Here is a 24846-nt window from a genome sequence, read left to right as displayed (position 1 = left end):
GAACGGCAAAACGCGTTTCATTTCATATCTAACGAGTAGGATATCTGCGTTAAGTTAGCATTCACTCACCCAACCACATATGCAGCAACGGAAATGCATTCCCTTGTCCGTCCCGTTCTGAGCGCCCCACCTGCACAAACCCCATATGCTGATAAAACGCAACGCCCTGCGGGTTTTGCTCGTTTACATCCACTTCATTCGCACCAAAATGCGCAATGGCATAGTTCAGCAGTAATTTCCCCACACCTTTTCCCCGGCTCGCATCATCCACAAACAGCATTTCAATGCGGTTTTCATCGACGCCTAAAAAGCCATGAATAACACCCGCTTCATCGCGGGCAATCATAACCTTGAGATTGGGCAGATAGGCATTGAGCAATAACGGGCGCAGCGCCGCAATATCGCTTTCCTGTAAAAAGTGATGGGTGGCACGAACGGAAGACTCCCAGACTGTGACGAGACGTTCGAAGTGTGAGGGGTGTGCAGATTCGATTTTCATGAGGGGGATCATTATAGAGCGCAGCGATTAAATCAAGTATCCAGAAGCATGGAGGCAATAAAATGAAGACCTTAAATGAAGTAATAAACTCTCGAACCTGTGAAAGTCGAGAGCGTATCAAGGAAATGGCCCGGAAGTTGGTTCAGGAGACTGGTCAGCAGATAGAGCATGAAAAGCAAGAATCCCCAACAGACATTGAGAATAAAGAAACCAGCTAACCCTTCATGGTAGTTGTTCGGGTAAACCGAACAACTGAGGAACGGTAAATATTGTAGCGCCCTGTCCCCCCTCACCCTAGCCCTCTCCCTCAGGGAGAGGGAACTGACCGTGCGGTTTGTCATCCCCCACCTTAATCTCCATCACCGCATACACCCCGTCTTTCGGGACGACCACAGTGACGTTTTCCACCGGCACGCCTGCCGCGATATGAATATCCTGCAGCTGCCGGAGCGTCCGCGGGTAAATATCCTCCCAGCCGATACAGCGCAAAATAAAATCGATTTGTGGGCTGCTGGCCAGCATATTCGAGACAATCACCGCCCCGCCGGGCTTTATCAGCCGCAGCGCACGCTGGAGAAAAATCACCGCATCGGCATCGTTGAAATAGTCGAAAATCCCCAGCGCATCCACCAGTTCGGCCTGATGCTCGCCCAGCTCATGCAGTAAATCTTCGTTACGCACCAGCGTATGGAGCAAGTTGCGCCTGAGCAGGGTCAGCTGTTCACCCACGATAATGCCTTCCTGCGCCGCCATGGTTTCGGCCCAACTGAGCGCCACTGGGTCTTTATCCACCAGCGTCAGATACACCTGCTGGCCGTCGAGCTTCGCCTCGCGCAGCGCCTCCAGCACGGGGATTGCAGCCCCGCTTGCCAGGCTCACCCAATTGTTATCGTTCCCGTTGCGGATGTATTTATCCACCATCGCAGCCAGTACTTTTGCACGGGAGCGCACACCAATGGCATCGTTCGCATGGATAAACCACTGGCGGCTGTCGCTGTCCATTCGGGTTCCGTCTGGTAGGCGCTCCTCCAGCGGGTTTTGCACCACAAAAAGCGCCAGCGCAGAGGGAACCAGCCGGGTACGCCACGCGGTGAGCGCCGGACGATTGCGGTAGGCTTGCCCGGAATAACGGTTCTGTGGGACAAGCACGGCCTGTCCCCCCTCTTCGTATTCAATCCGCGGAGGACGAAGCGCCGGGTCGGCTTTCAGCGCCCGGTTAATCGAATTGATCTCACGGGCAGTGTCGTCCTTCATCGGCCACTGGTCGCTAATATCCGGAAATGACGCACTGAAAATGGTCATATTTTCCGGTGCGTCGCCGCGAAAAGGCTGCCAGTTCATGTCGTCGTCTCCCGTTGAGCTTTTAACGGAAGTCTATCCAGGCGAGCCAGTAAAACCCTACGAAGAAAGCACGATCTTCACTGCTTAACCCACACCAGCTGATCAACCTTGAAGCCCAGACTGCGTGCGGTATTCAGGTAGTCCTGCTTCACGGCATCCGGAATCGTCGGCGTACGAGACAGGATCCACAGATAGTCGCGGTTCGGCCCGCTCACCAGCGCATACTGGTACTTATCGTCCAGCTTGATCACGTTATAGCCGCCGTAGAAGGGGCCGAAGAACGACACCTTCAGCGCTGCCGTCGTCGGTTCGCCGGTAAAGTACGCTTTGCCTTCACTCTCATTCCACTTGTTTTTGACCGGGTCGAAACCCCGGTTAAGCACGCTGATGCCACCGTCGCTGCGCTCGCCGTAGGTGGCGGTCACCTGCTCCAGTCCCCGTTCGAAGCGGTTTTCCAGGCGGGCAACTTCATACCACTTGCCGAGATAGCGGCTGGCTTCAAAATTTGAAATGGGCTTTACGCCTTTCGGTGGCGTAGGGGATTTGCAGGCCACCAGAGTCAGGGCAATGGCGACACCAGTCACAACAGGCCATAGTTTCATGAGAATTCCTTTCATTTGCACGGTTGGAAGTAAAGTGTAGTGCACCGTTACGGCGCTTCATCCCGTGAGGGAAAATTCGTAGTATATTGAGAGTATTCCTCCACTCTGGACACGGACATGGCTTACTCCATCGGCGAATTCGCCAGACTCAGCGGGATCACCGCCACGACGCTGCGGGCATGGCAGCGTCGCTATGGTTTACTGAAGCCACAGCGCACGGAGGGCGGCCATCGCCAGTACAGTGATGAGGACGTCCAGCAGGCACTGAAAATCCTCGACTGGGTGAAAAAAGGCGTGCCCATCGGCCAGGTCAAACCGCTACTGGAACGCCCCGTTCCGCGCCGGACCAACAACTGGCAAACGTTGCTTGAGACCATGCTGCAACGCCTGCAGGACGGGAAAATTGAGTCCCTGCGCCAGATGATTTACGACGCCGGCCGCGAATACCCCAGGCCAGAGCTGGTTGCAAATGTGCTGCGTCCTTTGCGCAGCCAGATGTCAGCCAACATCCCTGCCGCCATGACCCTGCGCGAGATCCTCGACGGCATTATCATCGCCTATGCCTCGTTCTGCCTTGAAGGCGACAAAAAAGCGCCGGGTGATAACATCCTGCTTAGTGGCTGGTACCTGAATGACCCGTGTGAAATCTGGCTCGAGGCCCTGACGCGTACCGGACAAGGGCACCGTATCGATATTTTGCCTACCCCCTCCACGTCACTGGCGCCTGAGATTTTCCCCGAGCGCAAATGGCTTCTGGTGACCAGCGGTAAACTGACCGCCGCACGGAAAAAGCAGGTGGCACAGTGGCAGCAGCAGGTATCCCTTGAAGTGATTATCCTCTGATTATTTTCTCCTGCGGTAAACTTCACGAAAAGTTGAATATTTTTCCGTCCCGCAAATGCTAACGTTTTCCTGTAACTGACAACCCCACAGGAAAACACAATGAAAAAAACAACCCCTCTGCTGATGCTGGCCGCCATGGCCTTTACCCCTGCCGCGTTTAGCGCCCCTGCCGGCACCCTGAGCGTACATATTCTCGACCAGCAAACCGGGATGCCGCCATCTGACGTTACCGTCACGCTGGAGAAGCAGCAGCAGAACACATGGACCCAGATTGCCAGCGGCAAAACCGACCACGACGGACGTATCAAATCACTCTATCCGCAGGATCAGGACATGCAGCCAGGCGTGTATAAAGTGACCTTCAAAACCGCTGATTACTTCCACGGCAAAAAGCTGGACACCTTCTTCCCGGAGATCCCAGTGCTATTTACCGTGACCCGAACCAACGAGAAACTTCACATCCCGCTTCTGCTGAGCCAGTATGGCTACTCGACCTACAAGGGCAGTTAAGAAACATTGATTTTAAAGGATAATAAAAAATAACTCCGCCAATACTTGGACAAATTACTCATGTTGTGTAAGTTTTAGATATACGAACTGGAGACACACACCATGACAATGAAACCTGTAATCGGTATTAGCGGATGTTTGACCGGTTCCGCCGTTCGCTTCGACGGCGGACATAAGCGTATGGGCTTTGTCATGGACGAACTGGCCCAGTGGGTGAATTTCAGGCCCGTCTGCCCTGAGATGGCCATCGGCTTGCCGACGCCACGCCCTGCACTGCGTCTTATCGTGACGGACAGCGGTGAAACCCAGATGCGTTTTAGCCACGCCCCGCACGAAGACGTTACGCAAAAGATGGCTGACTTTACGGCAGATTATCTGCCTAAAATCGGCGATCTGGCAGGTTTTATCGTCTGTGCAAAATCCCCCAGCTGCGGCATGGAACGCGTGCGGCTGTATGATGAAAACGGCAACCGGGGCCGCAAGGAGGGTGTCGGGCTGTTCACTGCCACCCTCCTTGAAACCCTGCCGTGGTTACCCGTGGAAGAAGATGGTCGCCTGCACGATCCGGTGCTGCGGGAAAACTTTGTTGAGCGTGTTTTCGCGCTTCATGAACTGAACACACTGCGCGCCCAGGGTCTGACGCGCCGTGCGCTATTAGATTTCCACAGCCGCTACAAACTTCAGCTGCTGGCGCACCATCAGGCGGGTTATCGTGAAATCGGCCCGTTCGTTGCCACGCTGCACGAGTGGGAAGATTTGGACGCCTTCTTTGTGGCGTACCGCGAAAAGCTGATGACCATCCTGAAAAAACCTGCCTCGCGGAAAAATCACACCAACGTGTTGATGCATATTCAGGGGTATTTCCGTAACCAGCTCAACAGCCGCCAGCGCGGCGAACTCCGCGACGTGATCCTGCACTACCGTAACGGGCAGTTGCCCATCCTCGCGCCGATCACGCTGCTGAAGCACTACCTGGCCGAATACCCTGACCGGTATCTGATGACGCAAAACTACTTTGATCCCTATCCTGATGATTTGGGTCTGCGTCTGGCAGTCAAGTGATCATAAAAATGCGAAGGCCCCATTGACCCTCAGAGGCCCAAAGCAGTACCCCGTTTAGACGACACCCTCACTGTCGTCTCTTTTTTTGCATTTAACCTTAAAGACTGTAATTATATACAGGCCTACAGTGCAAAAAAGGAGCCTGCCTGTGATCAAAAGCCTGCATATCCAAAACTACCGCTCGATTCGCGACATGTCGCTGGAGCTGGAAGCGCTCAATATCGTCTTCGGCCCCAACGGTACCGGGAAATCGAATATCTACAAGGCGATATACCTGATGCACAGCGCGGCGCAGGGGCAGTTCTCCCAGGCGCTGGCAAATGAAGGCGGTATTCTGAAGGTGTTCTGGGCAGGTAAGACCCGTAGCGACCAGCTCCGGCGGATGAACCTCGCGGTGGAAACGGACACTTACGAGTACGAGCTGCAGGTGGGCTTTGTCGAGCAACTGCCCTATCCCTCCCAGTTTCAGCTCGATCCAGTCATTAAAGAAGAGTCCATCTGGCTTACCGGTCAGCGCCGTCGCCCTTCATCACAGCTGATGAAGCGCAGGAATCAGGCGGTGTTTCTCAACAACGTGCACCACGAAAAAGTGACTCACAGCGGCACGCTGTATGAAAACGAATCGGTGTTCGGGCAGCTCGGCGAACCGCATCTCTACCCGGAAGTGTCGCAGATGCGCGAGTCCCTGCGTAACTGGCGCTTTTATCATGAATTTTCCGTCTCGTCCGGCTCGGCGATGCGTGCCCCGCAGGTCGGTTTCCGCTCCCCGGTACTGGCCAGCGACGGCGCCAACCTGGCGGCCGCATTTCAGACCATTGTCGAGATTGGCGATGAAATGTTGCTGATGCGCATTCTTGATCAGGCCTTCCCCGGCTGCGAATTTTACAGCGACAACACCGGCGGCCGCTTTCGCATGATGATGCAGCGCGAGGGGCTGAGCAGGCCGCTGGAACCGGCGGAGTTTTCCGACGGGACGCTGCGCTTCCTGTGCCTGGCGGTAGCGCTGTTAAGCCCACGCCCACCGGCCTTTATCGCGTTGAACGAACCGGAAAACAGCCTGCACCCGCAGATGCTGCCCGCGCTGGCGAGCTTAATCGCCGAGGCCAGCCGCTACTCACAAATTTGGCTCACCAGCCACTCGCCGGAACTGGCGAATTTGATTGAGAAACAGCGATCGTTTTCGCTGTATCAGCTGTCTATGGCGGAGGGAGAGACGAGGGTGGAGAGGCTGGGGTAAGCCCGGTGCGAAAGCATGCGCTGCCACCGCCTGCGTGATACCTTCCGTTAAGATAAAATATAAAGGCCTTTATTTGCCTCTTAACTCTTGAGTTAGCCGTAATAAATTAATGACGAAGCCGAAAAGTCTTACGCCACTCTGCCGGACTCACGCCAAAACGCGCCTTAAATTGCTGGCGCCAGGTCACCGCAGAGTTAAACCCTACCAGCTCTGCCACGCTTTCAATGGGCATATTCCCGGCTTCTAACAGTATCTGGCTGCGCCGCAGGCGCTCGGTGGTCAGCCAGTCGGCCACGCTCATTCCGGTGGCTTTTACAAAATGGCGGGTAAGCGTGCGGCGGCTCATCGATACCACCTCTGCCAGCGAGTCCAGATTATGCGGTTCGGCAATGTGCTGCTGGAGATAGTCAATCAGGGAGTTGATTCGTCCGTCACGGGTATCTTTCGGTACCGGCTGGGCAATAAACTGTGCCTGCCCCCCCTCGCGGTGTGGCGGTACGATCATACGGCGGGCAATCTGGTTGGCGACCACGCTGCCAAAGCGCTGGCGGATGATGTACAGGCAGCAGTCAAGCGCGGCAGCGGTACCCGCAGAGGTGATGATATTGCCATCATCGACGTAGAGCGCATTGATATCCAGCTTTACGTCCGGGAAAAGCGTCTGAAACTGATGTTCAAACTCCCAGTGCGTGGCCGCGCGTTTACCGTCGAGAATGCCCGCATAACCCAGCACAAACGACCCCAGACAAAGCCCGACGATCTCCGCCCCGTTGTCTCTGGCCTGGACCAGGCTATCGAGAAGCGTCTGGGGCGGGCGTTGCTGGACATGCTGCCAGTAAGGCACCACGACGATATCTGCCTGGCCGATGGCGGAGAAATCGTGAGTCGCGTTAAGCGCAAACCCGTCTTTGGATGTCAGTAATCCGGGTTTTTCGGCGCAGATCAACACACTAAAGCGCTTTTCGCCGGATACCGTATCACCAAACAAAATGCAGGGAACGGAGTAGTGGAACGGGCTGAACCCGTCTACCGCAACAATCGCGACGTTGATTAGCGCCATGTGTCTCTCCTTTCCCCTGGTGATGCTCAGAATATAACGGTTTCACCATCCTCGGGAATGCTCACCGCATCACCAATCAGGTTCGCGTCAACGTACTCACGCAGCGCATGGCGGGTCAACAGACAGTGGTTGATGGCCTCCATATGGGTCGCCACAATTTTCGCCTGCGGCAGCAGGAAGTGGACGTTGAGCACATCTTCCTGGCCCATGATAATCGGCCCAAACCCGATGACGTGAGCATAGCCCGCGTTAAGCACCACCACATCCGGCTGATGCTTATGCAGATCGGCTGCCACTTCATCACGCCAGATGGTATCCCCGACAATGTAGAGCGTCTTCTCATCAGGATGACGTAAAACCACGCCACAGGCTTCACCCAGCCGTTCCGCCAGCTCCGGCACGGCGTAAGCACGATCGGTACCGTGCTGGCCGCCGCGGGTTTTCGCGATCCGGATATCGCCAAACGCCGTCTCCTCGGTCATTACCGTCAGGTGGGTAAATCCCTGGCTGCGCAGCAGCGCGGCGTCGCTGTCGTTCTGCACATAGACAGGTTTATCTTTGCCGATCAGTTCCACTGCGGCGCGATCCCAGTGATCGTCATGGGTATGGGTGACGATCACCGCATCCGCCTCCAGCAACGTGTTGACGTCAACGGGAAGCTCGACCATTGGGTTGCGGATCTCCGCATGCGCCGTGCCGGGGAAGCCCGGATAAGCGCCCTTCGGGGCCAGCATTGGGTCGATTAAAAAGCGTTTCCCGGCGTAGGTAATCAGCTGAGTGGCATTACGAATCTGGGTGATTTTCATGGGTATTCTCCTCATAGTGTGAAGAGGAGAATAGCCCGATGCCGCGCGTAACAATGTGGGCCACAGGGCGATGATCGATGAAATCGGGTCAACATTATCGCATCCGCAACGCATCCACCACCAGCGAAAAGGCCGGCGACGGCTGCTTTCGGCTCGGGTAGTAGAGATAATACCCCGGGAAGGGCAGACACCAGGGTTCCAGCACGCGGATTAACCGGCCTTCAGCAATATGATCGCCAAACTCGTCTTCGGGCAGGAAAGCAATCCCGAATCCCGCCAGGGCAGCTTCGACAATATGCCAGGAAGTATTAAAGGTCAGCTGGCCATTCACGCGCACGTTCAGATCGCCACCGTCCTGATCAAAATCCCAGACGTAAATCCCACCGGATTTAATCATCCTCTGGTTAATACACTGGTGCTGCGTCAGCTCATGCGGCGTTTGCGGAACAGGATGACGGGCGAAGTAGTCCGGCGAGGCGACCGCGGCCATACGCAACTGCGGTCCTATCGGCAACGCGATCATGTCTTTATCGATGGTATCTCCCATACGAACGCCCGCATCGAAGCGGTCGGCAACGATATCGCGAAAACCGTGATTGGCATCGAACTCGATGTGAATGTCGGGGTATTGCCGCAAAAGTGGCGTCAACTTAGGCAACAGGGTGCGCGATAACACATCGGGTCCACAGGTGATCCTCACCGTGCCGGCGGGCTTGTCGCGAAGCTCCGTCAACATGTCGAGCTCGGCTTCGATTTCATCGAAACGGTTGCCAATGGCGTTGAGCAAGCGTTCGCCGGCTGCGGTGGGGGAAACGCTGCGGGTGGTGCGGGTCAGCAGGCGGATCTGCATCCGGTTCTCCAGCCCGGTTATGGCCTGGCTTAACGCGGGCTGGGTCACGCCCAACTGTGCCGCGGCACGGGTAAAACTACCCTCACGCGCCACGGTGACAAAAGCAAAAAGATCGTTCAGGTTACGCTTCATCACACCCTCATTTATAAGCCAAACTTATAAGCTCATTAAGCATTGATTAGCTAGTCAGAATACACCCGCCGTGTAAAATTTTCACTGTGACCTGACGTCAACCACATTCCAACCTTTCATCTGCATGCGTTATTCCCGTGAATAGCGCCCGGCCCCGGCTTGTCCGAATCTGGCCGAACGAATAACAAGGTAAACACGATGTCCGCTATGGTGAACGAAACATCAGCGCGCCAGTCCCGTGCCTGCTGGAGCGGCGTGCTGGCAATGACCCTCTGCGCTTTTACGCTGGTCGCCTCAGAATTTATGCCTGTAAGTCTGCTGACGCCCGTTTCGCGGGATCTCGCCGTCAGTGAAGGCCTGGCGGGCCTCGGGATCGCGATATCCGGCGCGCTGGCCGTATTGACCAGCCTGTTTCTCTCTTCTCTTGCGGGAGGCATTAACCGCAAATCGCTGCTGCTGGGCCTGACGGCGTTGATGGCCGTCTCCGGTCTGATTATCGCCGTGGCTGAGAGCTATCCCCTTTATATGCTGGGACGCGCACTGCTTGGCGTGGCCATTGGCGGCTTCTGGTCGCTCTCCGCGGCGACCGCAATTCGCCTTGTGCCACCGCATCAGGTTCAACGTGCGCTGGCCATTTTTAACGGTGGCAACGCCCTGGCGACCGTCGTTGCGGCTCCGCTCGGCAGCTGGCTGGGGGCGACAATCGGCTGGCGCGGTGCCTTTTACTGCCTGGTGCCCGTGAGCCTGCTCGCGTTTATCTGGCAGTGGTTCAGCCTGCCTTCCATGTCCGTGGAAAAGCGCACCGCGTCGTCCACCAGCGCCTTCGGCCTACTGAAAAACCCTCTGGTGGCAAAAGGAATGGTCGCGTGCGGCGTCTTTTTCATGGGGCAGTTCGCCCTGTTTACCTACGTGCGTCCGTTCCTGGAAACCGTGACTTTCGCCAGCGCGACGCAGTTATCGTTGATCCTGCTAGTGATTGGCGTGGCGGGTTTTATCGGCACCCTGCTGATCGGCACGTTTCTGCGCCGCGGATTTTACACCACGCTGGTCGCCATTCCCGTGGTGATGGCGCTGATTGCCGCGGCACTGATGGCCTTCGGCCATCACCTTGTCGCCGTCACCGCCCTGCTCGGCCTCTGGGGACTGGTCGCGACGGCCGCCCCCGTTGGCTGGTGGACCTGGGTTGCCAGAACGCTTCCTGAAAATGCCGAAGCGGGTGGCGGACTGATGGTGGCAATGGTGCAGCTCTCCATTGCGCTCGGCTCCACGCTCGGTGGCCTGGCCTTTGACCACAGCGGCTGGCAAAGCACCTTTGCACTCAGCGGTGTACTGCTTATCGCCGCTGCCATGTTCACGTTTTACACCTCACACAACGACACACTTCACAGGAGTTAATCATGAGAAGATTCACCATGGCGCTCGGGCTGTTAGTCAGCGCCTTCGCCGCCAGCGCTGCCGATATGTCCCGGGGCGCAGATAATTTCTACAAAAGCGATAAGGTTACGCAGCAGAAGGTGACCTTTAAAAACCAGTATCAGATGAACGTCGTCGGCAATCTGTATAGGCCAAAAGAGGCGGATAAAAACGCCAGACTGCCGGCGATCGTGGTCGGCCATCCGATGGGGGCGGTGAAAGAGCAAAGCGCCAGTCTCTATGCGCAAAAGCTCGCGGAACAAGGCTTTGTCACCCTGGCGATTGATCTCTCATTCTGGGGGGAAAGCGAAGGTAAACCGGGGCATCTGATCTCACCAGAAATCTATTCCGATGATTTCAGCGCGGCCGTGGATTATCTGAGCACTCAGTCTTTTGTCGATCCACAGCGCATCGGTGCGCTGGGCATTTGCGGCAGCGGCAGCTTCGTTATTAGCGCGGCGAAAATTGACCCGCGCATGAAAGCGATCGCCACTGTCAGCATGTATGACATGGGCTCCGCCTTCCGCAACGGTCTCAACCATTCCGTGACGGTTGAACAGCGTAAAGCGATGATTGCCTCTGCCGCTGAGCAGCGTCTGAAAGAGTATCAGGGTGCAGAGACAGCCTACATTCCCGGGACGGTAAATAAGCTGGATGATTCTACGCCGGCTATCCAGCGTGAGTTCTTCGATTTCTATCGCACCGAACGCGGCGGGTACACGCCACAGGGCGAGAAAGAGGCGCTGACGACGAAACCGATGATGAGCAGCATCGGTAAGTTTATGAACTTCTATCCGTTCAACGATATCGAAACCATTTCACCGCGTCCGATGCTGTTTATCACGGGTGATAAAGCGCATTCGAAAGAGTTTAGCGAAGACGCCTATAAACGCGCCGGTGAACCGAAAGAGCTGTATATCGTGCCGAATGCAGGCCACGTTGACCTGTATGACCGCACGGATCTGATCCCGTTTGCAAAACTGGCCTCGTTCTTTAAAGCCAACCTGAAATAACCCGGTAAGGCGTATAACACCCTGTTATACGCCTTTGTCCTGACTACCAGCCCGGCACCGCGCCACCGTTAAAGAGGGTCTCTGCGGCCTTCGCCACTTCCGGCGACTGATACGACTGGATAAATTCCTTCACGTTTTCCGCGTCTTTGTTGTCTTCCCGCGTCACCACGATGTTCACATACGGCGAGTTTTTATCTTCAATAAACACGCTGTCATGCACCGGCGACAGCCCGGTTTGCTGGAGATAGGTGGTGCTGATAATGGCAACATCCACTTTCGGATCATCCAGCACGCGCGGCAGTTGCGCCCCTTCCAGCTCCATGATGTTCAAATGCTTCGGATTGGCGGTGATATCCAGCGCCGTCGGCAGCAGGCCAACGTCCGGCTTCAGGGTAATCAGCTTCTCTTTTTGCAACAGCAGCAGTGCGCGGCCAAGGTTGGTCGGATCGTTTGGAATGGCGATGGTCGCGCCGTCCTTCAGCTCAGACACGGATTTGATCTTGCGGGAGTAGCCGGCCATCGGGAAAACAAAGGTATTCGCTACAGCAACCAGCTTGTAGTGATGCGCCTTGTTATCTTCTGCCAGGAACGGGCGATGCTGGAAGACATTGGCATCAAGATCGCCCTGACTGGTGGCATCATTGGGCAACAGCGAGCCGCTGAACCCCACCAGTTCCACATCCAGACCGTATTTCTCTTTCGCCACTTTTTTAGCGACTTCCGCCACGTCCTGCTCAGCGCCGTTAATCACGCCGACTTTGATGTGTTTGGCATCGCTGCCGCCTTGATCGCAACCTACCAGCAGCAGGCCCGCGAGAACCAGAGCACCCAATCGAAGTTTCACGAGACATATCCTTTTGATAAACGTTTCAGTGACTATATCGACAACGGTACGGCTGGCTAAAAAACGAAAAAGCATCAATAAGACGGATAAGTTATATGTGCGGGGGCGCTATTGATCCGACCTGAGCATGCCCGCACGGCGTAACGGCGTTTCACGTAAAAACCACGACAGTACAAACGCCAGCACCATAATGCTTGCCGCCAGCAGGAACACCGCGTGAATGGCTGAGCCAAACGCATCAAGGTAATCGAGCCGCAGGGCCTCTGGCAGCCGATGAATGGCCGCTGGATTGAGCTCATGCGGTAACTCCGCCCCTTGCGGTAAACGGTCCATCAGACCCGATTGCAAAACGTGGGTGAAGACCGCGCCAAACAGCGCGACGCCGATGGCCCCGCCAATGGAACGAAACAGCGTGACCCCGGAAGTCGCTACCCCGTATTGATCGGCAGAGACGCTGTTCTGCACGGCCAGCACCAGTACCTGCATGACCAGCCCCAGACCCATCCCCAGCACGCCGGTAAAAATGTACAGCTGCCAGGTCGGCGAGTGGATCGAGATGCGCGTCAGCAGCACCATGCCCACCACGCCAAGCAGCGTACCGGCGATCGGAAACAGACGGTATTTTCCGGTACGGCTGATAATCCGCCCGCTGATGATCGAGGTTAGCAGCAGTCCGCCCATCAGCGGGATCAGCTGCAGTCCGGCCTGAGTCGGCGTGGCGTCTTTCACAACCTGCAGATAGAGCGGCAGGAAGGTGACCGAGCCAAAGAGCGACATCCCGATAATAAAGCCAATCAGGCTGCAGAGCAGAAAACTGCGATCGCGGAACAGCGAGAGCGGAATGATCGGCTCCCAGGCCAGACGCTCCTCATAGATAAACCCGGCGATACCCGTCAGGCCAAAGGCCAGAATGCACCACAGCTGCGGGTCGTTCCACTGGCGTATCGTCCCGCCTTCAGTGGTAAACAGGATGATACACAGCAGCGCCATACTGAGGTAAATCGCCCCCAGATAATCAATCTCGTGCTTGTTGCGCCGTGCGCTGCCGTGGAACACCGCGCCTATCACCAGCAGGGCAAAGAGACCGAGCGGCAGATTGATATAAAAAATCCAGCGCCAGGAGGCGTGCTGCACGATAAACCCGCCGATAAGCGGCCCGATCACCGTCGCCAGACCAAACACGCCGCCAAACAGCCCCTGATAGCGGCCACGCTCCGCAGGCGGAATAACGTCCGCCACGGCGGCCATACTGATGACCATCAGACCGCCGCCGCCCAGCCCCTGCAGGCCGCGCATCAGCACCAGTTGGGTCATGTTTTGCGCCAGACCGCAGAGCACCGACCCCGCCAGAAACAGCACAATAGCGATTTGAAGGACGATTTTACGCCCAAACAGATCGCCGAATTTTCCGTACAGCGGCACCACAATGGTCGAGCTGAGGATATAGGCCGTCACCACCCAGGAGAGCTTATCCAGGCCACCCAGTTCCCCAACGATGGTGGGCAACGCCGTGGAAACAATCGTCTGGTCCAGCGCCGAAAGCAGCATCACCAGCAGCAGCGCGCTGAACAGCAGCTTTATCGACGGCGCGTTTTGCGCAGGTTGAGTCATTACGTCGGACTCCATAAGAGATCGCTTGAAATTAATTAACTGGATAATTAATATTTAAGTAAGTGATGAATAAGATCAAGAGATCCTGCGACTATGCCAGCACATAAGGACAATTCTGAACCGCGCCGCCCCGGTCGACCACGCGGCGGAAAGCGGGCAACCGCCAGCCGCGAACAGCTGCTGGATATTGCGTTGAGCCTCTTTTCTCGCCAGGGGATCGCTCAAACCTCGCTGAACGCCATCGCCAAAGAAGCGGGCGTAACGCCAGCGATGCTGCATTACTACTTCAATTCACGAGAACAATTGCTCGACGCGATGATTGAGGAGCGCTTCCTGCCCTTACGTAATCGGATCGGCGCAATTTTCGCCGAAAACCCCGACTCGCCGGTCAACGCATTAACGCAAATGGTGAAGGTACTGGCCGAGCTGGCGGAGCAGCACCGCTGGTTTGCCCCGCTGTGGATGCAGGAGGTCATCGGGGAGATGCCTGTACTGCGCACGCATCTGCACGCGCGGTTTGGTGACGACAAATACCAGGCAACGCTTGCCACCCTTAAACGCTGGCAGCAGGAAGGGCAACTGAACCGGGCACTCGCGCCAGAACTGCTGTTCACCACGCTGCTAAGCCTGGTGCTGGTGCCGTTCTCAAGAATGCGCAACGACGAGAGGCTACACGCCCTCTCGCCAGAGATCATTGTGCGTCACGCGCTGGCCGTGATGGGTAACGGCATCGGCGGTTAAAGGGATTTGGTCAGATAATGCCTTTGCATACCCGGGTACGGGTAATCCGGCAACGACATCTGCAGCTGATAGCCCTGCTTTTCATAGAATGGACGTGCCTGGAAGCTGACCGTATCCACCAGCGCATGGGTGCAGCCTTTGCGTCGGGCTTCGTCTTCCGCCGTTTTGATAAGCTGGCTGCCGACGCCCGATCCCCGCACGGTGTCGCTGACCCACAGAAAATCGATGTTTAGCCAGTCGCCTTTGCGCACGCCAATTAACCCACCCAGCATCACGCCCTTATCGTCTCGCACATAAACGCCAATGTCGCCGCTAAAGTTTGAGAGATCTAAAAATTGTCCGTTGTAGGCGCGAAGTCCTGTTAATAATTCTTCTTTTTCATCGTGTGTGACGTTATCCGTCGTGCTCAGATGCATATTTTTCTCCTTATTTTCTGTGCAATCTTAATATTGCACAGCCTTTCCTTCATCAAAACTCCTTTTTTTCTCCATTCTTTAAACATTGAAATATTCATTCAATAAGTACTTAAAAAAAGTCTTTCCAATACGCACCTGAAACGTATAATGAGAACGATCATTCTCACTTTTATAGGGTAACCGACGATGAGCACAAAACTAGAAGAACGCCAAAAACAGCGTCAGGACGACATCATCGCTGCCGCGCGTCAGTGCTTTCGCGCCAGCGGTTTTCATGCGGCCAGCATGTCGCAGATCGCCAGTGAGGCAAAGCTCAGCGTCGGGCAAATCTACCGTTATTTCAGTAACAAAGATGCGATTATTGAAGAGATGATTCGCCGTATCATCGACTCACGCATCGAAGAGATTCAGGGTAAAACGCTGGTCGAGGGGATGCCTCAGGCGCTCGCCTGGCGACAGACCCTGAATGAAGATGACGATGCGCTGATGCTTGAGATGTCGGCTGAAGCCACGCGTAATCCCCAGGTGGCGGCCATGCTGGTCGAAGCGGAAAAGCGGATGTTTGCTAATGCCTGCGCACACCTGAAAAAACAGTTTCCCCACCTGAGTGATGATCATATTCGCTGCTGCGTGGAGATTACTGCGGTAATGATTGAGGGGTCTATTTACCGTCGACTCACCCCCTTAAACGTACCCTCTGAACAATTAGAGCCTCTTTATCAAAATATTTTAAATATGCTTTTCTCTGCGAAGTAATCGCATGTGAATAATTAGCGGGAAGACGTTATTCCCTTATTAACATTTCCGGCTCTGCCGGAGATGCGGTATCGCTGTGCCTTTAAATAGCCCCCTTCCTTGTTAAGCCATTAACAGGGCAGGCATCGTTCACCCTGGAAAAAATTATGAAAGCCATAACAACCTCCATCGCAGCATTATTCCTCCTGACGGGGTGCGATAATGCACAAACATCTGCTCCTCAACATCCCCTCCCGCAAGTGGGGATTGTTACGCTCCTGAGCCAACCCGTTTCCGTGGTCAGTGAACTGACCGGACGCACCACGGCCGCCATGAGCGCGGAAGTGCGTCCTCAGGTGGGCGGCATTATTCAGAAACGGCTCTTTACCGAAGGCGATACCGTGCAAGCCGGACAGGCGCTGTATCAAATTGACCCTTCCAGCTACCGCGCCGCCTACGATGAAGCCGCCGCGGCCCTGAAACAGGCGCAGGCGCTGGTGCAGGCCGATTGCCAGAAAGCTCAACGCTATACACAACTGGTGAAAGACGACGGCGTATCGCGTCAGGATGCCGAAAATGCAAAGTCCACCTGCGCGCAGGACAAGGCCAGCGTGGAGTCGAAAAAAGCAGCCCAGGAAAGCGCGCGCATTAACCTCAACTGGACCACGGTGACCGCCCCGATTGCCGGACGTATTGGCATCTCTTCGGTCACCCCCGGCGCACTGGTCACTGCCCAGCAAGAGACCGCGCTCGCCACCATTCGCGGCCTGGACAATATGTACGTCGATTTAACCCGCTCCAGCGCCGATCTTCTGCGATTACGCAAACAAACGCTTGCCAGCAACAGCGAGACATTGAGCGTGTCGTTGATCCTTGAAGATGGCAGCACCTATCAGGAAAAAGGCCGTCTGGCCCTGACTGAAGTGGCAGTGGACGAATCCACCGGTTCGGTCACATTGCGCGCTGTCTTCCCCAACCCGCAGCATCAGCTTCTGCCCGGGATGTTTGTTCGCGCCAGAGTGGATGAAGGGGTAATGAGCGAGGCCATCCTCGCCCCGCAGCAGGGAATTACCCGAGATGCCAAAGGCAACGCCACCGCGCTGGTGGTGGGGGCCGGCAATAAGGTGGAACAACGTCAGCTGGAAACGGGTGACACCTACGGCGACAAATGGCTGGTGCTGAGTGGACTGAAGGCTGGCGATAAGCTGATTGTGGAAGGCACCGATAAAGTGACCGCCGGTCAGCAAGTTAACGCCGAAGAGATGAAAACCGCGGGAGGAAACGCCTGATGTTTTCCCGCTTCTTCGTGCGTCGCCCGGTTTTTGCCTGGGTGATTGCTATTCTGATTATGCTCGCCGGGGTGCTGGCGATCCGTACCCTGCCCGTCGCGCAGTATCCCGACGTCGCCCCGCCGTCGATAAAAATCTCTGCCACCTACACTGGCGCGTCGGCACAGACTCTGGAAAACAGCGTCACCCAGGTCATTGAGCAACAGCTGACCGGGCTGGATAACCTGCTCTATTTTACCTCCACCAGCAGTTCGGACGGCTCGGTAAGCATCACCGTCACATTCGAACAGGGAACCGACCCGGATACCGCGCAGGTTCAGGTGCAGAACAAAGTTCAGCAGGCCGAGTCGCGCTTGCCGACCGAGGTACAGCAGGCTGGCATTACGGTGCAAAAATCGCAGAGTAACTTCCTGCTGATCATGGGCGTGTACGATAAAACCGACCATGCCAGCAGTTCGGATATCGCCGACTGGCTGGTGAGTAATATGCAGGATCCGCTGGCACGCGTAGAGGGCGTCGGCAGCCTGCAGGTGTTTGGTGCGGAATACGCCATGCGCATCTGGCTTGACCCGGCAAAGCTGGCGTCGTACTCGCTGATGCCATCCGACGTTCAGAGCGCTATTGAAGCGCAGAACGTGCAGGTTTCTGCCGGTAAAATCGGCGCGTTACCCGCGTCCGGTACCCAGCAGTTGACCGCCACCGTGCGTGCCCAGTCGCGCCTGCAGACGGTCGATCAGTTTAAAAATATCATCGTTAAGAGCCAGTCCAGCGGCGCAGTGGTGCGTATCGGCGACGTGGCGCGCGTGGAGATGGGCAGCGAGGATTACACGGCTACCGCCAGGCTGAATGGCCACCCGGCAGCCGGTATGGCGGTGATGCTCTCGCCGGGCGCGAATGCGCTCAATACCGCTACCGCGGTGAAAGCTAAAATTGCCGAATTCAAACGGGCTATGCCGGAAGGCTATGACGTGGCCTATCCGAAAGACAGCACCGAGTTCATTAAGATCTCGGTGGAAGATGTGATTCAGACGCTGTTTGAGGCCATTATCCTCGTGGTAGTGGTGATGTATCTGTTTCTGCAGAACATTCGCGCCACGCTCATCCCCGCGCTGGCGGTGCCGGTGGTTCTGTTGGGCACCTTTGGCGTGCTGGCGCTGTTCGGTTACTCCATCAATACCCTGACACTGTTTGCGATGGTGCTGGCGATAGGTCTGCTGGTCGATGACGCCATCGTGGTAGTGGAAAACGTCGAGCGCATTATGCGCGATGAAGGTCTGCCCGCCCGCGAAGCCACCGAAAAATCGATGGGCGAAATTTCCGGTGCGCTGGTCGCCATTGCGCTGGTGCTTTCCGCCGTGTTTCTGCCGATGGCCTTCTTCGGCGGCTCAACCGGCGTCATCTACCGCCAGTTTTCGGTCACCATTATCTCAGCGATGATCCTCTCGGTGGTGGTGGCGCTGACCCTGACACCCGCGCTCTGCGGCTCGGTACTGCGCCATACGCCTCCTCACAAAAAAGGGTTTTTCGGCGCGTTTAACCGCTTCTACAGTAAGACCGAGCATGGCTACCAGAATAAAGTCCTGCGCGCGCTGCGCCGCTCCGCGGGCATGCTGGTGGTCTACGCCCTGCTCTGTGGCGCGATGGCCGTGGCAATGCTGAAGCTGCCCGGCAGCTTCCTGCCCACGGAGGACCAGGGTGAAATCATGGTGCAGTACACCCTGCCTGCCGGTGCGACAGCGGTACGTACCGCGGAGATCAGTCGTCAGGTTCGCGAGTGGTTCCTCACTAAAGAGAAAGCCAACACCGATGTGATTTTTACGGTCGAGGGCTTTAGCTTTAGCGGCAGCGGCCAGAATGCCGGGATGGCGTTTGTCTCCCTGAAAAACTGGTCCGAGCGTAAAGGCGACGAGAACACCGCTCAGGCGATTGCCCTGCGCGCCACTCAGGAACTCGGCTCCCTTCGCGATGCCACCGTTTTTGCCATGACGCCCCCGGCCGTAGACGGCCTCGGCCAGAGCAACGGTTTTACCTTCGAGCTCATGGCCAGCGGTAGCACCGATCGCGACATGTTGCTGAAGATGCGTAATCAGCTGATCGGCCAGGCGAATCAGGACACCTCCCTGCATGCCGTTCGCGCCAATGATTTGCCGCAGATGCCACAGCTGCATGTGGATATCGACAACAACAAAGCCGTATCGCTGGGGCTTTCCCTGAGCGACGTCACCGATACCCTCTCCAGCGCCTGGGGCGGAACCTACGTGAATGACTTTATCGATCGGGGCCGCGTGAAAAAGGTCTACATCCAGGGAGACAGCGATTACCGCGCCGTGCCTTCCGATCTCAACAAATGGTACGTGCGCGGCAGCGACAGCACCATGACGCCGTTCTCCGCTTTCGCCACTACGCGCTGGGAGTATGGCCCGGAGAGTCTGGTGCGCTACAACGGCTCGGCGGCCTATGAAATTCAGGGCGAGAACGCCAGTGGTGCCAGCTCCGGTACGGCGATGACCCGGATGGAACAGCTGGCGAACAACCTGCCATCCGGCACAACCTGGGCGTGGAGCGGGTTGTCGTTACAGGAGAAACTGGCGAGTGGTCAGGCGATGAGCTTGTATGCCCTCTCCATCCTGGTGGTATTCCTGTGCCTGGCCGCGCTGTATGAGAGCTGGTCGGTGCCGATTTCAGTCATTCTGGTGATCCCGCTTGGGGTGCTGGGTGCGGCGCTGGCCGCCTCGCTGCGCGGGCTGAGCAACGACGTCTATTTCCAGGTGGCGCTGCTGACCACCATCGGCCTGTCGTCGAAAAACGCCATTTTGATCGTTGAGTTTGCGGAGGCGAAAGTCGCGGAAGGTTACTCCCTGACGCGTGCCGCGCTGCGTGCGGCTCAGACGCGACTGCGTCCGATCATCATGACGTCGCTGGCGTTTATCGCCGGGGTAACACCGCTGGCCGTCGCCACCGGTGCAGGCGCCAACAGCCGCGTGGCGATTGGGACCGGCATCATCGGCGGGACGCTCGCGGCAACGCTGCTGGCCATCTTCTTTGTTCCATTATTCTTCGTACTGGTGAAACGTCTCTTCTCCGGTAAGCACGCAAACCGGAGGTCATAATGTTTCGTGTATCTGTTTTAGTGTTAGCGCTGCTGAGCGCAGGCTGTGTTTCGTTAGACCCTACCTATCAGCGTCCTGACGCGCCCGTCCCGGCCACGTTGCCGGGCGCCCACGGCGAAGCCACCGCCGTGGTCAGCCAGTGGCAGCAGGTGATGAACGATCACCGCCTGAACAGGGTGGTAACAATGGCACTCACCAGCAACCGCGATGTGCAAAAAGCGATTGCTGATATCGACGCCGCCCGCGCCCAGTATGGTGAGACGCGCTCGTCTCTGTTCCCGTCGGTGGATGCCAGCCTGAGCCATACCCGCAACCGCACGCTGGCCAGCGGCGTGAGCACCAGCGATGAGGCTAACGGCACCGTCTCCAGCTTCGAGCTGGATCTGTTCGGTCGTAACCAGAGCCTCTCGCGCGCCGCGCGTGAAACCTGGCTTGCCAGCGAGTTCACGGCGCAGAACACGCGCCTGACAATGGTCAGCGAGCTGACCACCGCCTGGATTACTCTGGCGGCAGATAACAGCAATCTGGCGCTGGCTAAATCCACTCAGGAGAGCGCAGCGAACTCGCTCAAGATTGTGCAGCGTCAGCAGGACGTCGGGGTCGCCGCCGCAACGGATGTCAGCGAAGCAATGGCGGTTTATCAGCAAGCCCGCGCCAGCGTCGCCAGCTATCAGACGCTGGTGATGCAGGACAAAAACGCCCTGAATTTGCTGGCGGGCGAGACGGTACCGGAAAACCTGCTACCCGGTACGCTGGAGAGCCTGAGCGATAACGCCATCACCCTGATCCCGGCGGGCGTTAGCTCCGCCACGCTGCTGCGTCGCCCGGATATTCAGGAGGCTGAACATAACCTGTTGAGCGCCAATGCCAACATCGGTGCTGCGCGCGCCAACTTCTTCCCGACGATGTCGCTTACCGCCAGCGCCGGGGTCGGCAGCGATTCGCTCTCGTCATTGTTCAGCCACGGCATGAAGGTCTGGTCGTTCGCGCCGTCCATCTCCCTGCCGCTGTTCAGCGGCGGCAATAACATGGCGCAACTGCGCTATGCCGAAGCGGAGAAAAAAGGGCTGATTGCCACCTATGAGAAAACCATCCAGAGCGCGTTCAAAGATGTAGCCGATGCGCTGGCGCGCCGCGAAACCCTGAGTGAAGAGCTTGACGCGCAACGTGAATACGTGGCGGCAGAGCAAAAAACGCTGGATGTGGCAACGCGCAGCTATCAGGTGGGGGCGGGTGATTACCTGACCGTTCTCACCGCGCAGCGCGCCCTGTGGTCGGCACGGGCATCATTGATTGCCCTGCAGCAGACCGACTTTGAAAACCGTATTACGCTGTGGCAGTCGCTGGGCGGAGGGATTCAATAACCGCCGGTGCCGGTCCGGGTGCAGGGTTATCATACGCAGGAAGACAAAAATTCATACTTTCGGCTGGCGTCGCTACACTGAATGTAACGATATATTTCATGGGAAGCCTGTGACGTCTAAAGGGGATTTTGATGAAAGCTGCACACCTGGTTTGCCTGCTCGTTTGTCTGCTCTTCGCCGCGTTTGTCCATGCCCAGGAAAAAGACGATCCCGTGAAAGAGGCCCAGATAAAGCAGCAGATCCTTAAAGATGTGAAGAAGGCCTGCACGCCCCAGAAAAAGCAGAGCGATAAAGCCTGGCAGGCGATGATTTTGTCGTCTGAGGCCAATCAACTGTTGATCAAAAACGCTATCACGGCCGTGAAGCGCGACAATCTGGATGCTTACTGGGACGCGGTCAGTCAGGTAGATTGTATGGAAGATTATTAAGCGTGAAGCCGGGCTTCACGCTTTTTTTTAGCGCTTTCGTACATCCGGAATAATCAAATCCCCGCGCAGAACATAGGACCCCAGCATCTGCGTTTTCTCCGTCAGCCAGCCCACAATACGTGCCGCCATAGCATCCATCGAGTATTCAATGGCCGGGATCACCGGGATACCCGGCAGATGCAGCGATCCGGCAAGGCTAAAGACCATAATGTCATCCGGCACGGATTTATTAAACGCCTGCAGCTGCGGGATCACCCGCTGAGCTTCCTGTTCGTCCGCCACCAGCAGCGCGTTAAAATTCAGCGTGCTCGCATTGTTAAGCAACTCCTGCAGCGCAACGGATGAGGAGGTGGCATCCATAAAGACGAGGTTGCGATTAAAGGGCAGGAAATTTTTCTCCAGCGCGTGTTTATAGCCCAGCAACACCTGGTCGGCGAAACCGCTGCCTTGCGGATGGATCAGGGCTATCTGGCGTCGCCCCTGGCTGGTCAGATAGTTACAGGCGGTTTCGGCGGCAAAGGCGTGATCGAACTGGATGCTGTTAGAATTATCGGACTCCATACAGTCAACGAGAATGACATTGTCCATCTCGACGTCCAGCGGGAAACGCGCGCCAATCACCAGGATGTCATCACATAACCCACAGGAAAGTTCTTCCAGGGCGTGCATCACTTCCGCTTTGGTATGCGCGAAGCGCAACAGCAGATGTTTTTGATGCTGGCTGAGGTGCTTTTCCAGCGCGTAAAGATAACCGGTGGTCTGGTTAATATTCTCCTGCGCGCAAATCACCCCAATACACCCCGTCGACTGGCTCAGCAGCGACTGCGCAATTACATTGGGCCGGTAGTTCAGTTCATCAACCGCTTTTAAAACGGCCTGGCGGCTGGCTTCCTTTACGCCACGCGACCCACTCAACACTCGCGATACCGTGGCTTTAGACACCCCGGCAAGACGTGATACATCATTGATTGTCGACATCTCTTTCCCCTGGCAGGCTTACTTCGCACCTGCAAATTCCATCACCGCTACGGCTCATATTATAGCCAGAATGGAGTATATCCTTTTCCGTTTTTCATGGAAACCGATTTTCCAATTCAACTCAAAATGATGTCAAAACGCGCAAATTATGTGACTTGCATCTGGTTAATTAGCGTCATAAGTAGTGGATCTTGATGGTTGTCACACTTCTGTCTTTTATAAATGGAAACCGGTTTCCGTATAATGTCCAATCATCCTCGCAATAACTTTTTACATTTAGAGGATGGTTGTCGATGTTCAAGATTATGCTGTGTTGCTCTGCCGGGATGTCCACCAGCCTGCTGGTCAGCAAAATGGTCAATGTCGCGAAAGAGCGCGGGTTGCCGGTAAAAATAGACGCGTATGGCGTTTCCGAATTTGATACGCAGTTTCCGCAGTACCAGGTTGTCCTTCTCGGACCCCAGGTGAAGTACATGTTGCAGACACTCTCAGACAAGGCGGCTACAAAGGGCATCCCGGTCCAACCCATCGACATGATGGATTACGGTATGCAACGTGGCGATAAAGTACTGGACTATGCTCTGTCGCTCATCGACGCGGCACACTAAAAGGTGTTCACATGAGTTCGTTATATCAATCAATGGTCGCGGTTATTGAGCAGTCAATTACCCCGCTGGCCGCGAAGCTCGGCCAGCAAAAGTATGTGATTGCCATCCGCGACGGCTTTACCGCCGCGCTGCCGTTTATGATCATCGGCTCGTTTATGCTGGTGTTCATCTTCCCGCCCTTCTCCGCGGATACGACGAACAGCTTTGCCCGCGGCTGGCTGGATTTCTCCCAGACTTACCGTGAACAGCTGATGCTGCCGTTCAACCTCAGCATGGGCGTGATGACGTTCTTCATTTCGGTGGGGATTGGTGCAAGCCTGGGGCGTCAGTTTAACCTCGATCCGGTGATGTCCGGTCTGCTGGCCTTTATGGCCTTCCTGCTGGTGGCGGCTCCGTATGCCGACGGCAAGATCTCGACCCAGTACCTCTCCGGCCAGGGGATTTTCACCGCGCTGATCACCGCCATCTACTCCACCCGCGTGTATGCGTGGCTGAAGCAGAACAACGTGACCATCCGTCTGCCGAAAGAAGTGCCGACCGGTGTAGCGCGTTCGTTTGAGATCCTGATCCCGGTCATGGTGGTGATCGGTACCCTGCACCCGCTGAACCTGTTTATCGAAGCACAAACCGGGATGATTATCCCGCAGGCGATTATGCACCTGCTGGAACCGCTGGTCTCTGCGTCTGACTCCCTGCCTGCCATTCTGCTCTCCGTGCTGCTGTGCCAGATCTTCTGGTTTGCCGGTATCCACGGCTCGCTGATTGTCACCGGCATCATGAACCCGTTCTGGATGGCCAACCTGTCCGCAAACCAGGCGGCACTGGCGGCTGGCGCGGCGCTGCCACACGTTTACCTGCAGGGTTTCTGGGACCACTACCTGCTGATTGGCGGCGTCGGCTCCACGCTTCCGCTGGCCTTCCTGCTGCTGCGCAGCCGCGTCACACACCTGCGCACCATCGGCAAAATGGGCGTTGTGCCCAGCTTCTTTAACATCAACGAACCGATTCTGTTCGGCGCGCCAATCATCATGAACCCGATGCTGTTTATCCCGTTCGTGTTTGTTCCGCTGGTGAACGCCTGCCTGGCGTACGGCGCCACCAAAATGGGCTGGCTGGCACAGGTGGTGTCGTTAACCCCGTGGACGACCCCGGCCCCTATTGGCGCATCGTGGGCGGCAAACTGGGCGTTGAGCCCGGTGGTGATGTGTCTGGTGTGTATGGTGATGTCAGCGCTGATGTATCTGCCGTTCCTGCGTGCTTACGAGCGTACGTTGATGAAAAACGAAGAGCAGAAAGCCCAGGCAACCGTCGGTGCCGCTGAAACAGCAAGTCATTAAGTCAAAGAGGAAAGGTC

General features: G+C 56.3%; 25 protein-coding genes. 15 read left to right on the top strand and 10 right to left on the bottom strand.

Going from position 1 to position 24846, the window contains the following annotated elements:
- Window positions 1–61: 61 nt before the first annotated feature.
- Complete coding sequence (locus AB6731_RS17565; protein ID WP_371006614.1) at window positions 62–499, bottom strand: GNAT family N-acetyltransferase; 438 nt, start codon at window positions 497–499, stop codon at window positions 62–64.
- Window positions 500–561: 62 nt separating this feature from the next.
- Between AB6731_RS17565 and AB6731_RS17560 the strand changes: the two genes are divergently transcribed.
- Entirely contained in the window at window positions 562–717 is a 156-nt protein-coding gene (locus AB6731_RS17560) for a hypothetical protein (RefSeq protein WP_153852750.1), read from the top strand.
- A 76-nt stretch (window positions 718–793) separates the two neighbouring features.
- Here AB6731_RS17560 and AB6731_RS17555 read toward each other — a convergent pair whose 3' ends face one another.
- Both AB6731_RS17555 and AB6731_RS17550 read right to left on the bottom strand, forming a co-directional pair.
- A complete protein-coding gene (locus tag AB6731_RS17555) occupies window positions 794–1840 on the bottom strand; it encodes a class I SAM-dependent methyltransferase (protein ID WP_371006612.1) in 1047 nt (348 codons plus the stop codon).
- A gap of 77 nt (window positions 1841–1917) precedes the next feature.
- Window positions 1918–2442, bottom strand: a complete 525-nt coding sequence (locus tag AB6731_RS17550; protein ID WP_020882704.1) for a lipocalin family protein — start codon at window positions 2440–2442, stop codon at window positions 1918–1920.
- A gap of 117 nt (window positions 2443–2559) precedes the next feature.
- Here AB6731_RS17550 and AB6731_RS17545 point away from each other — a divergent pair, with 117 nt between their 5' ends.
- From AB6731_RS17545 to AB6731_RS17530, 4 genes are all read left to right on the top strand, one after another.
- On the top strand, window positions 2560–3285 hold the full coding sequence (locus tag AB6731_RS17545; protein WP_014168030.1) for a MerR family transcriptional regulator: 726 nt from the start codon (window positions 2560–2562) through the stop codon (window positions 3283–3285).
- A 99-nt stretch (window positions 3286–3384) separates the two neighbouring features.
- On the top strand, window positions 3385–3795 hold the full coding sequence (gene uraH, locus AB6731_RS17540; RefSeq protein ID WP_014168029.1) for a hydroxyisourate hydrolase: 411 nt from the start codon (window positions 3385–3387) through the stop codon (window positions 3793–3795).
- A gap of 102 nt (window positions 3796–3897) precedes the next feature.
- The gene (locus AB6731_RS17535) at window positions 3898–4857 is read left to right on the top strand and encodes a DUF523 and DUF1722 domain-containing protein (RefSeq protein ID WP_020882705.1); all 960 of its coding nucleotides are present in this window, start codon (window positions 3898–3900) and stop codon (window positions 4855–4857) included.
- 148 nt (window positions 4858–5005) lie between these two features.
- The gene (locus tag AB6731_RS17530; RefSeq protein WP_371006611.1) at window positions 5006–6094 is read left to right on the top strand and encodes an AAA family ATPase; all 1089 of its coding nucleotides are present in this window, start codon (window positions 5006–5008) and stop codon (window positions 6092–6094) included.
- Window positions 6095–6200: 106 nt separating this feature from the next.
- On the opposite strand, the gene AB6731_RS17525 is transcribed toward AB6731_RS17530, so the two are convergent.
- The 3 genes from AB6731_RS17525 to AB6731_RS17515 form a co-directional block, all read right to left on the bottom strand.
- The gene (locus AB6731_RS17525) at window positions 6201–7154 is read right to left on the bottom strand and encodes a GlxA family transcriptional regulator (protein ID WP_047366254.1); all 954 of its coding nucleotides are present in this window, start codon (window positions 7152–7154) and stop codon (window positions 6201–6203) included.
- Between the two features lie 26 nt (window positions 7155–7180).
- The gene (locus tag AB6731_RS17520; protein WP_228176200.1) at window positions 7181–7960 is read right to left on the bottom strand and encodes an MBL fold metallo-hydrolase; all 780 of its coding nucleotides are present in this window, start codon (window positions 7958–7960) and stop codon (window positions 7181–7183) included.
- Between the two features lie 94 nt (window positions 7961–8054).
- Window positions 8055–8942 carry a LysR family transcriptional regulator gene (locus tag AB6731_RS17515; RefSeq protein WP_020882709.1) on the bottom strand — a complete coding sequence of 296 codons (888 nt, stop codon included), beginning with the start codon at window positions 8940–8942 and terminating at the stop codon, window positions 8055–8057.
- Window positions 8943–9140: 198 nt separating this feature from the next.
- On the opposite strand from AB6731_RS17515, the gene AB6731_RS17510 reads away from it, so the two are divergent.
- Both AB6731_RS17510 and AB6731_RS17505 read left to right on the top strand, forming a co-directional pair.
- Complete coding sequence (locus AB6731_RS17510; RefSeq protein WP_371006609.1) at window positions 9141–10337, top strand: MFS transporter; 1197 nt, start codon at window positions 9141–9143, stop codon at window positions 10335–10337.
- A 2-nt stretch (window positions 10338–10339) separates the two neighbouring features.
- Entirely contained in the window at window positions 10340–11368 is a 1029-nt protein-coding gene (locus AB6731_RS17505; protein ID WP_025206508.1) for an alpha/beta hydrolase, read from the top strand.
- Between the two features lie 43 nt (window positions 11369–11411).
- On the opposite strand, the gene nlpA is transcribed toward AB6731_RS17505, so the two are convergent.
- Together nlpA and AB6731_RS17495 are read right to left on the bottom strand one after the other, a co-directional pair.
- Window positions 11412–12212 (bottom strand): lipoprotein NlpA, encoded by an 801-nt coding sequence (gene nlpA, locus AB6731_RS17500; RefSeq protein ID WP_371006608.1) that lies wholly within the window; start codon window positions 12210–12212, stop codon window positions 11412–11414.
- Window positions 12213–12320: 108 nt separating this feature from the next.
- A complete protein-coding gene (locus AB6731_RS17495) occupies window positions 12321–13838 on the bottom strand; it encodes an MDR family MFS transporter (protein ID WP_014168018.1) in 1518 nt (505 codons plus the stop codon).
- Between the two features lie 78 nt (window positions 13839–13916).
- On the opposite strand from AB6731_RS17495, the gene AB6731_RS17490 reads away from it, so the two are divergent.
- Window positions 13917–14564 carry a TetR/AcrR family transcriptional regulator gene (locus AB6731_RS17490; protein ID WP_025206509.1) on the top strand — a complete coding sequence of 216 codons (648 nt, stop codon included), beginning with the start codon at window positions 13917–13919 and terminating at the stop codon, window positions 14562–14564.
- Here AB6731_RS17490 and AB6731_RS17485 read toward each other — a convergent pair.
- Complete coding sequence (locus AB6731_RS17485; protein WP_014168016.1) at window positions 14561–14980, bottom strand: GNAT family N-acetyltransferase; 420 nt, start codon at window positions 14978–14980, stop codon at window positions 14561–14563. The two genes, AB6731_RS17490 and AB6731_RS17485, sit on opposite strands and share 4 nt — an antisense overlap.
- A 186-nt stretch (window positions 14981–15166) precedes the next feature.
- Here AB6731_RS17485 and AB6731_RS17480 point away from each other — a divergent pair, with 186 nt between their 5' ends.
- From AB6731_RS17480 to AB6731_RS17460, 5 genes are all read left to right on the top strand, one after another.
- The gene (locus tag AB6731_RS17480) at window positions 15167–15736 is read left to right on the top strand and encodes a TetR/AcrR family transcriptional regulator (RefSeq protein WP_014168015.1); all 570 of its coding nucleotides are present in this window, start codon (window positions 15167–15169) and stop codon (window positions 15734–15736) included.
- 146 nt (window positions 15737–15882) lie between these two features.
- On the top strand, window positions 15883–17004 hold the full coding sequence (locus AB6731_RS17475) for an efflux RND transporter periplasmic adaptor subunit (RefSeq protein ID WP_322415999.1): 1122 nt from the start codon (window positions 15883–15885) through the stop codon (window positions 17002–17004).
- Window positions 17004–20114, top strand: coding sequence for an efflux RND transporter permease subunit (locus tag AB6731_RS17470; RefSeq protein ID WP_371006607.1), 3111 nt, complete (start codon window positions 17004–17006; stop codon window positions 20112–20114). Before AB6731_RS17475 ends, AB6731_RS17470 begins: the two co-directional genes overlap by 1 nt.
- Window positions 20114–21478: an efflux transporter outer membrane subunit gene (locus tag AB6731_RS17465; protein WP_371006606.1), complete on the top strand. Its 1365-nt coding sequence runs from the start codon at window positions 20114–20116 to the stop codon at window positions 21476–21478. Before AB6731_RS17470 ends, AB6731_RS17465 begins: the two co-directional genes overlap by 1 nt.
- Window positions 21479–21609: 131 nt before the next feature.
- Complete coding sequence (locus tag AB6731_RS17460; protein ID WP_020882719.1) at window positions 21610–21906, top strand: YicS family protein; 297 nt, start codon at window positions 21610–21612, stop codon at window positions 21904–21906.
- A 27-nt stretch (window positions 21907–21933) separates the two neighbouring features.
- Here AB6731_RS17460 and AB6731_RS17455 read toward each other — a convergent pair whose 3' ends face one another.
- Window positions 21934–22884 carry a LacI family DNA-binding transcriptional regulator gene (locus AB6731_RS17455; protein WP_014168010.1) on the bottom strand — a complete coding sequence of 317 codons (951 nt, stop codon included), beginning with the start codon at window positions 22882–22884 and terminating at the stop codon, window positions 21934–21936.
- A 293-nt stretch (window positions 22885–23177) separates the two neighbouring features.
- On the opposite strand from AB6731_RS17455, the gene AB6731_RS17450 reads away from it, so the two are divergent.
- Window positions 23178–23492 carry a PTS sugar transporter subunit IIB gene (locus tag AB6731_RS17450; protein WP_371006605.1) on the top strand — a complete coding sequence of 105 codons (315 nt, stop codon included), beginning with the start codon at window positions 23178–23180 and terminating at the stop codon, window positions 23490–23492.
- Window positions 23493–23503: 11 nt separating this feature from the next.
- Window positions 23504–24829, top strand: coding sequence for a PTS cellobiose transporter subunit IIC (locus AB6731_RS17445; protein ID WP_014168008.1), 1326 nt, complete (start codon window positions 23504–23506; stop codon window positions 24827–24829).
- Window positions 24830–24846: the final 17 nt, after the last annotated feature.

Source organism: Enterobacter sp. RCC_40 (assembly GCF_041360735.1).
In the GTDB taxonomy this organism is placed as follows: domain Bacteria; phylum Pseudomonadota; class Gammaproteobacteria; order Enterobacterales; family Enterobacteriaceae; genus Enterobacter; species Enterobacter ludwigii.
Note: the sequence above shows the minus strand (reverse complement) of the source record. Positions and strands in the feature narration are given on the sequence as shown.

What these genes read in the sequence shown, in the direction of transcription:
- AB6731_RS17550 (WP_020882704.1), bottom strand. Translation starts at nt 2,442, where the DNA reads ATGAAACTATGGCCTGTTGTGACTGGTGTCGCCATTGCCCTGACTCTG.
- AB6731_RS17495 (WP_014168018.1), bottom strand. Translation starts at nt 13,838, where the DNA reads ATGGAGTCCGACGTAATGACTCAACCTGCGCAAAACGCGCCGTCGATA.
- AB6731_RS17465 (WP_371006606.1), top strand. Translation starts at nt 20,114, where the DNA reads ATGTTTCGTGTATCTGTTTTAGTGTTAGCGCTGCTGAGCGCAGGCTGT.
- AB6731_RS17560 (WP_153852750.1), top strand. Translation starts at nt 562, where the DNA reads ATGAAGACCTTAAATGAAGTAATAAACTCTCGAACCTGTGAAAGTCGA.
- AB6731_RS17520 (WP_228176200.1), bottom strand. Translation starts at nt 7,960, where the DNA reads ATGAAAATCACCCAGATTCGTAATGCCACTCAGCTGATTACCTACGCC.
- AB6731_RS17470 (WP_371006607.1), top strand. Translation starts at nt 17,004, where the DNA reads ATGTTTTCCCGCTTCTTCGTGCGTCGCCCGGTTTTTGCCTGGGTGATT.
- AB6731_RS17445 (WP_014168008.1), top strand. Translation starts at nt 23,504, where the DNA reads ATGAGTTCGTTATATCAATCAATGGTCGCGGTTATTGAGCAGTCAATT.
- AB6731_RS17545 (WP_014168030.1), top strand. Translation starts at nt 2,560, where the DNA reads ATGGCTTACTCCATCGGCGAATTCGCCAGACTCAGCGGGATCACCGCC.
- AB6731_RS17515 (WP_020882709.1), bottom strand. Translation starts at nt 8,942, where the DNA reads ATGAAGCGTAACCTGAACGATCTTTTTGCTTTTGTCACCGTGGCGCGT.
- AB6731_RS17535 (WP_020882705.1), top strand. Translation starts at nt 3,898, where the DNA reads ATGACAATGAAACCTGTAATCGGTATTAGCGGATGTTTGACCGGTTCC.
- AB6731_RS17505 (WP_025206508.1), top strand. Translation starts at nt 10,340, where the DNA reads ATGAGAAGATTCACCATGGCGCTCGGGCTGTTAGTCAGCGCCTTCGCC.
- uraH (WP_014168029.1), top strand. Translation starts at nt 3,385, where the DNA reads ATGAAAAAAACAACCCCTCTGCTGATGCTGGCCGCCATGGCCTTTACC.
- AB6731_RS17450 (WP_371006605.1), top strand. Translation starts at nt 23,178, where the DNA reads ATGTTCAAGATTATGCTGTGTTGCTCTGCCGGGATGTCCACCAGCCTG.
- AB6731_RS17485 (WP_014168016.1), bottom strand. Translation starts at nt 14,980, where the DNA reads ATGCATCTGAGCACGACGGATAACGTCACACACGATGAAAAAGAAGAA.
- AB6731_RS17490 (WP_025206509.1), top strand. Translation starts at nt 13,917, where the DNA reads ATGCCAGCACATAAGGACAATTCTGAACCGCGCCGCCCCGGTCGACCA.
- AB6731_RS17510 (WP_371006609.1), top strand. Translation starts at nt 9,141, where the DNA reads ATGTCCGCTATGGTGAACGAAACATCAGCGCGCCAGTCCCGTGCCTGC.
- AB6731_RS17565 (WP_371006614.1), bottom strand. Translation starts at nt 499, where the DNA reads ATGAAAATCGAATCTGCACACCCCTCACACTTCGAACGTCTCGTCACA.
- AB6731_RS17525 (WP_047366254.1), bottom strand. Translation starts at nt 7,154, where the DNA reads ATGGCGCTAATCAACGTCGCGATTGTTGCGGTAGACGGGTTCAGCCCG.
- AB6731_RS17475 (WP_322415999.1), top strand. Translation starts at nt 15,883, where the DNA reads ATGAAAGCCATAACAACCTCCATCGCAGCATTATTCCTCCTGACGGGG.
- AB6731_RS17480 (WP_014168015.1), top strand. Translation starts at nt 15,167, where the DNA reads ATGAGCACAAAACTAGAAGAACGCCAAAAACAGCGTCAGGACGACATC.
- AB6731_RS17555 (WP_371006612.1), bottom strand. Translation starts at nt 1,840, where the DNA reads ATGAACTGGCAGCCTTTTCGCGGCGACGCACCGGAAAATATGACCATT.
- AB6731_RS17460 (WP_020882719.1), top strand. Translation starts at nt 21,610, where the DNA reads ATGAAAGCTGCACACCTGGTTTGCCTGCTCGTTTGTCTGCTCTTCGCC.
- AB6731_RS17455 (WP_014168010.1), bottom strand. Translation starts at nt 22,884, where the DNA reads ATGTCGACAATCAATGATGTATCACGTCTTGCCGGGGTGTCTAAAGCC.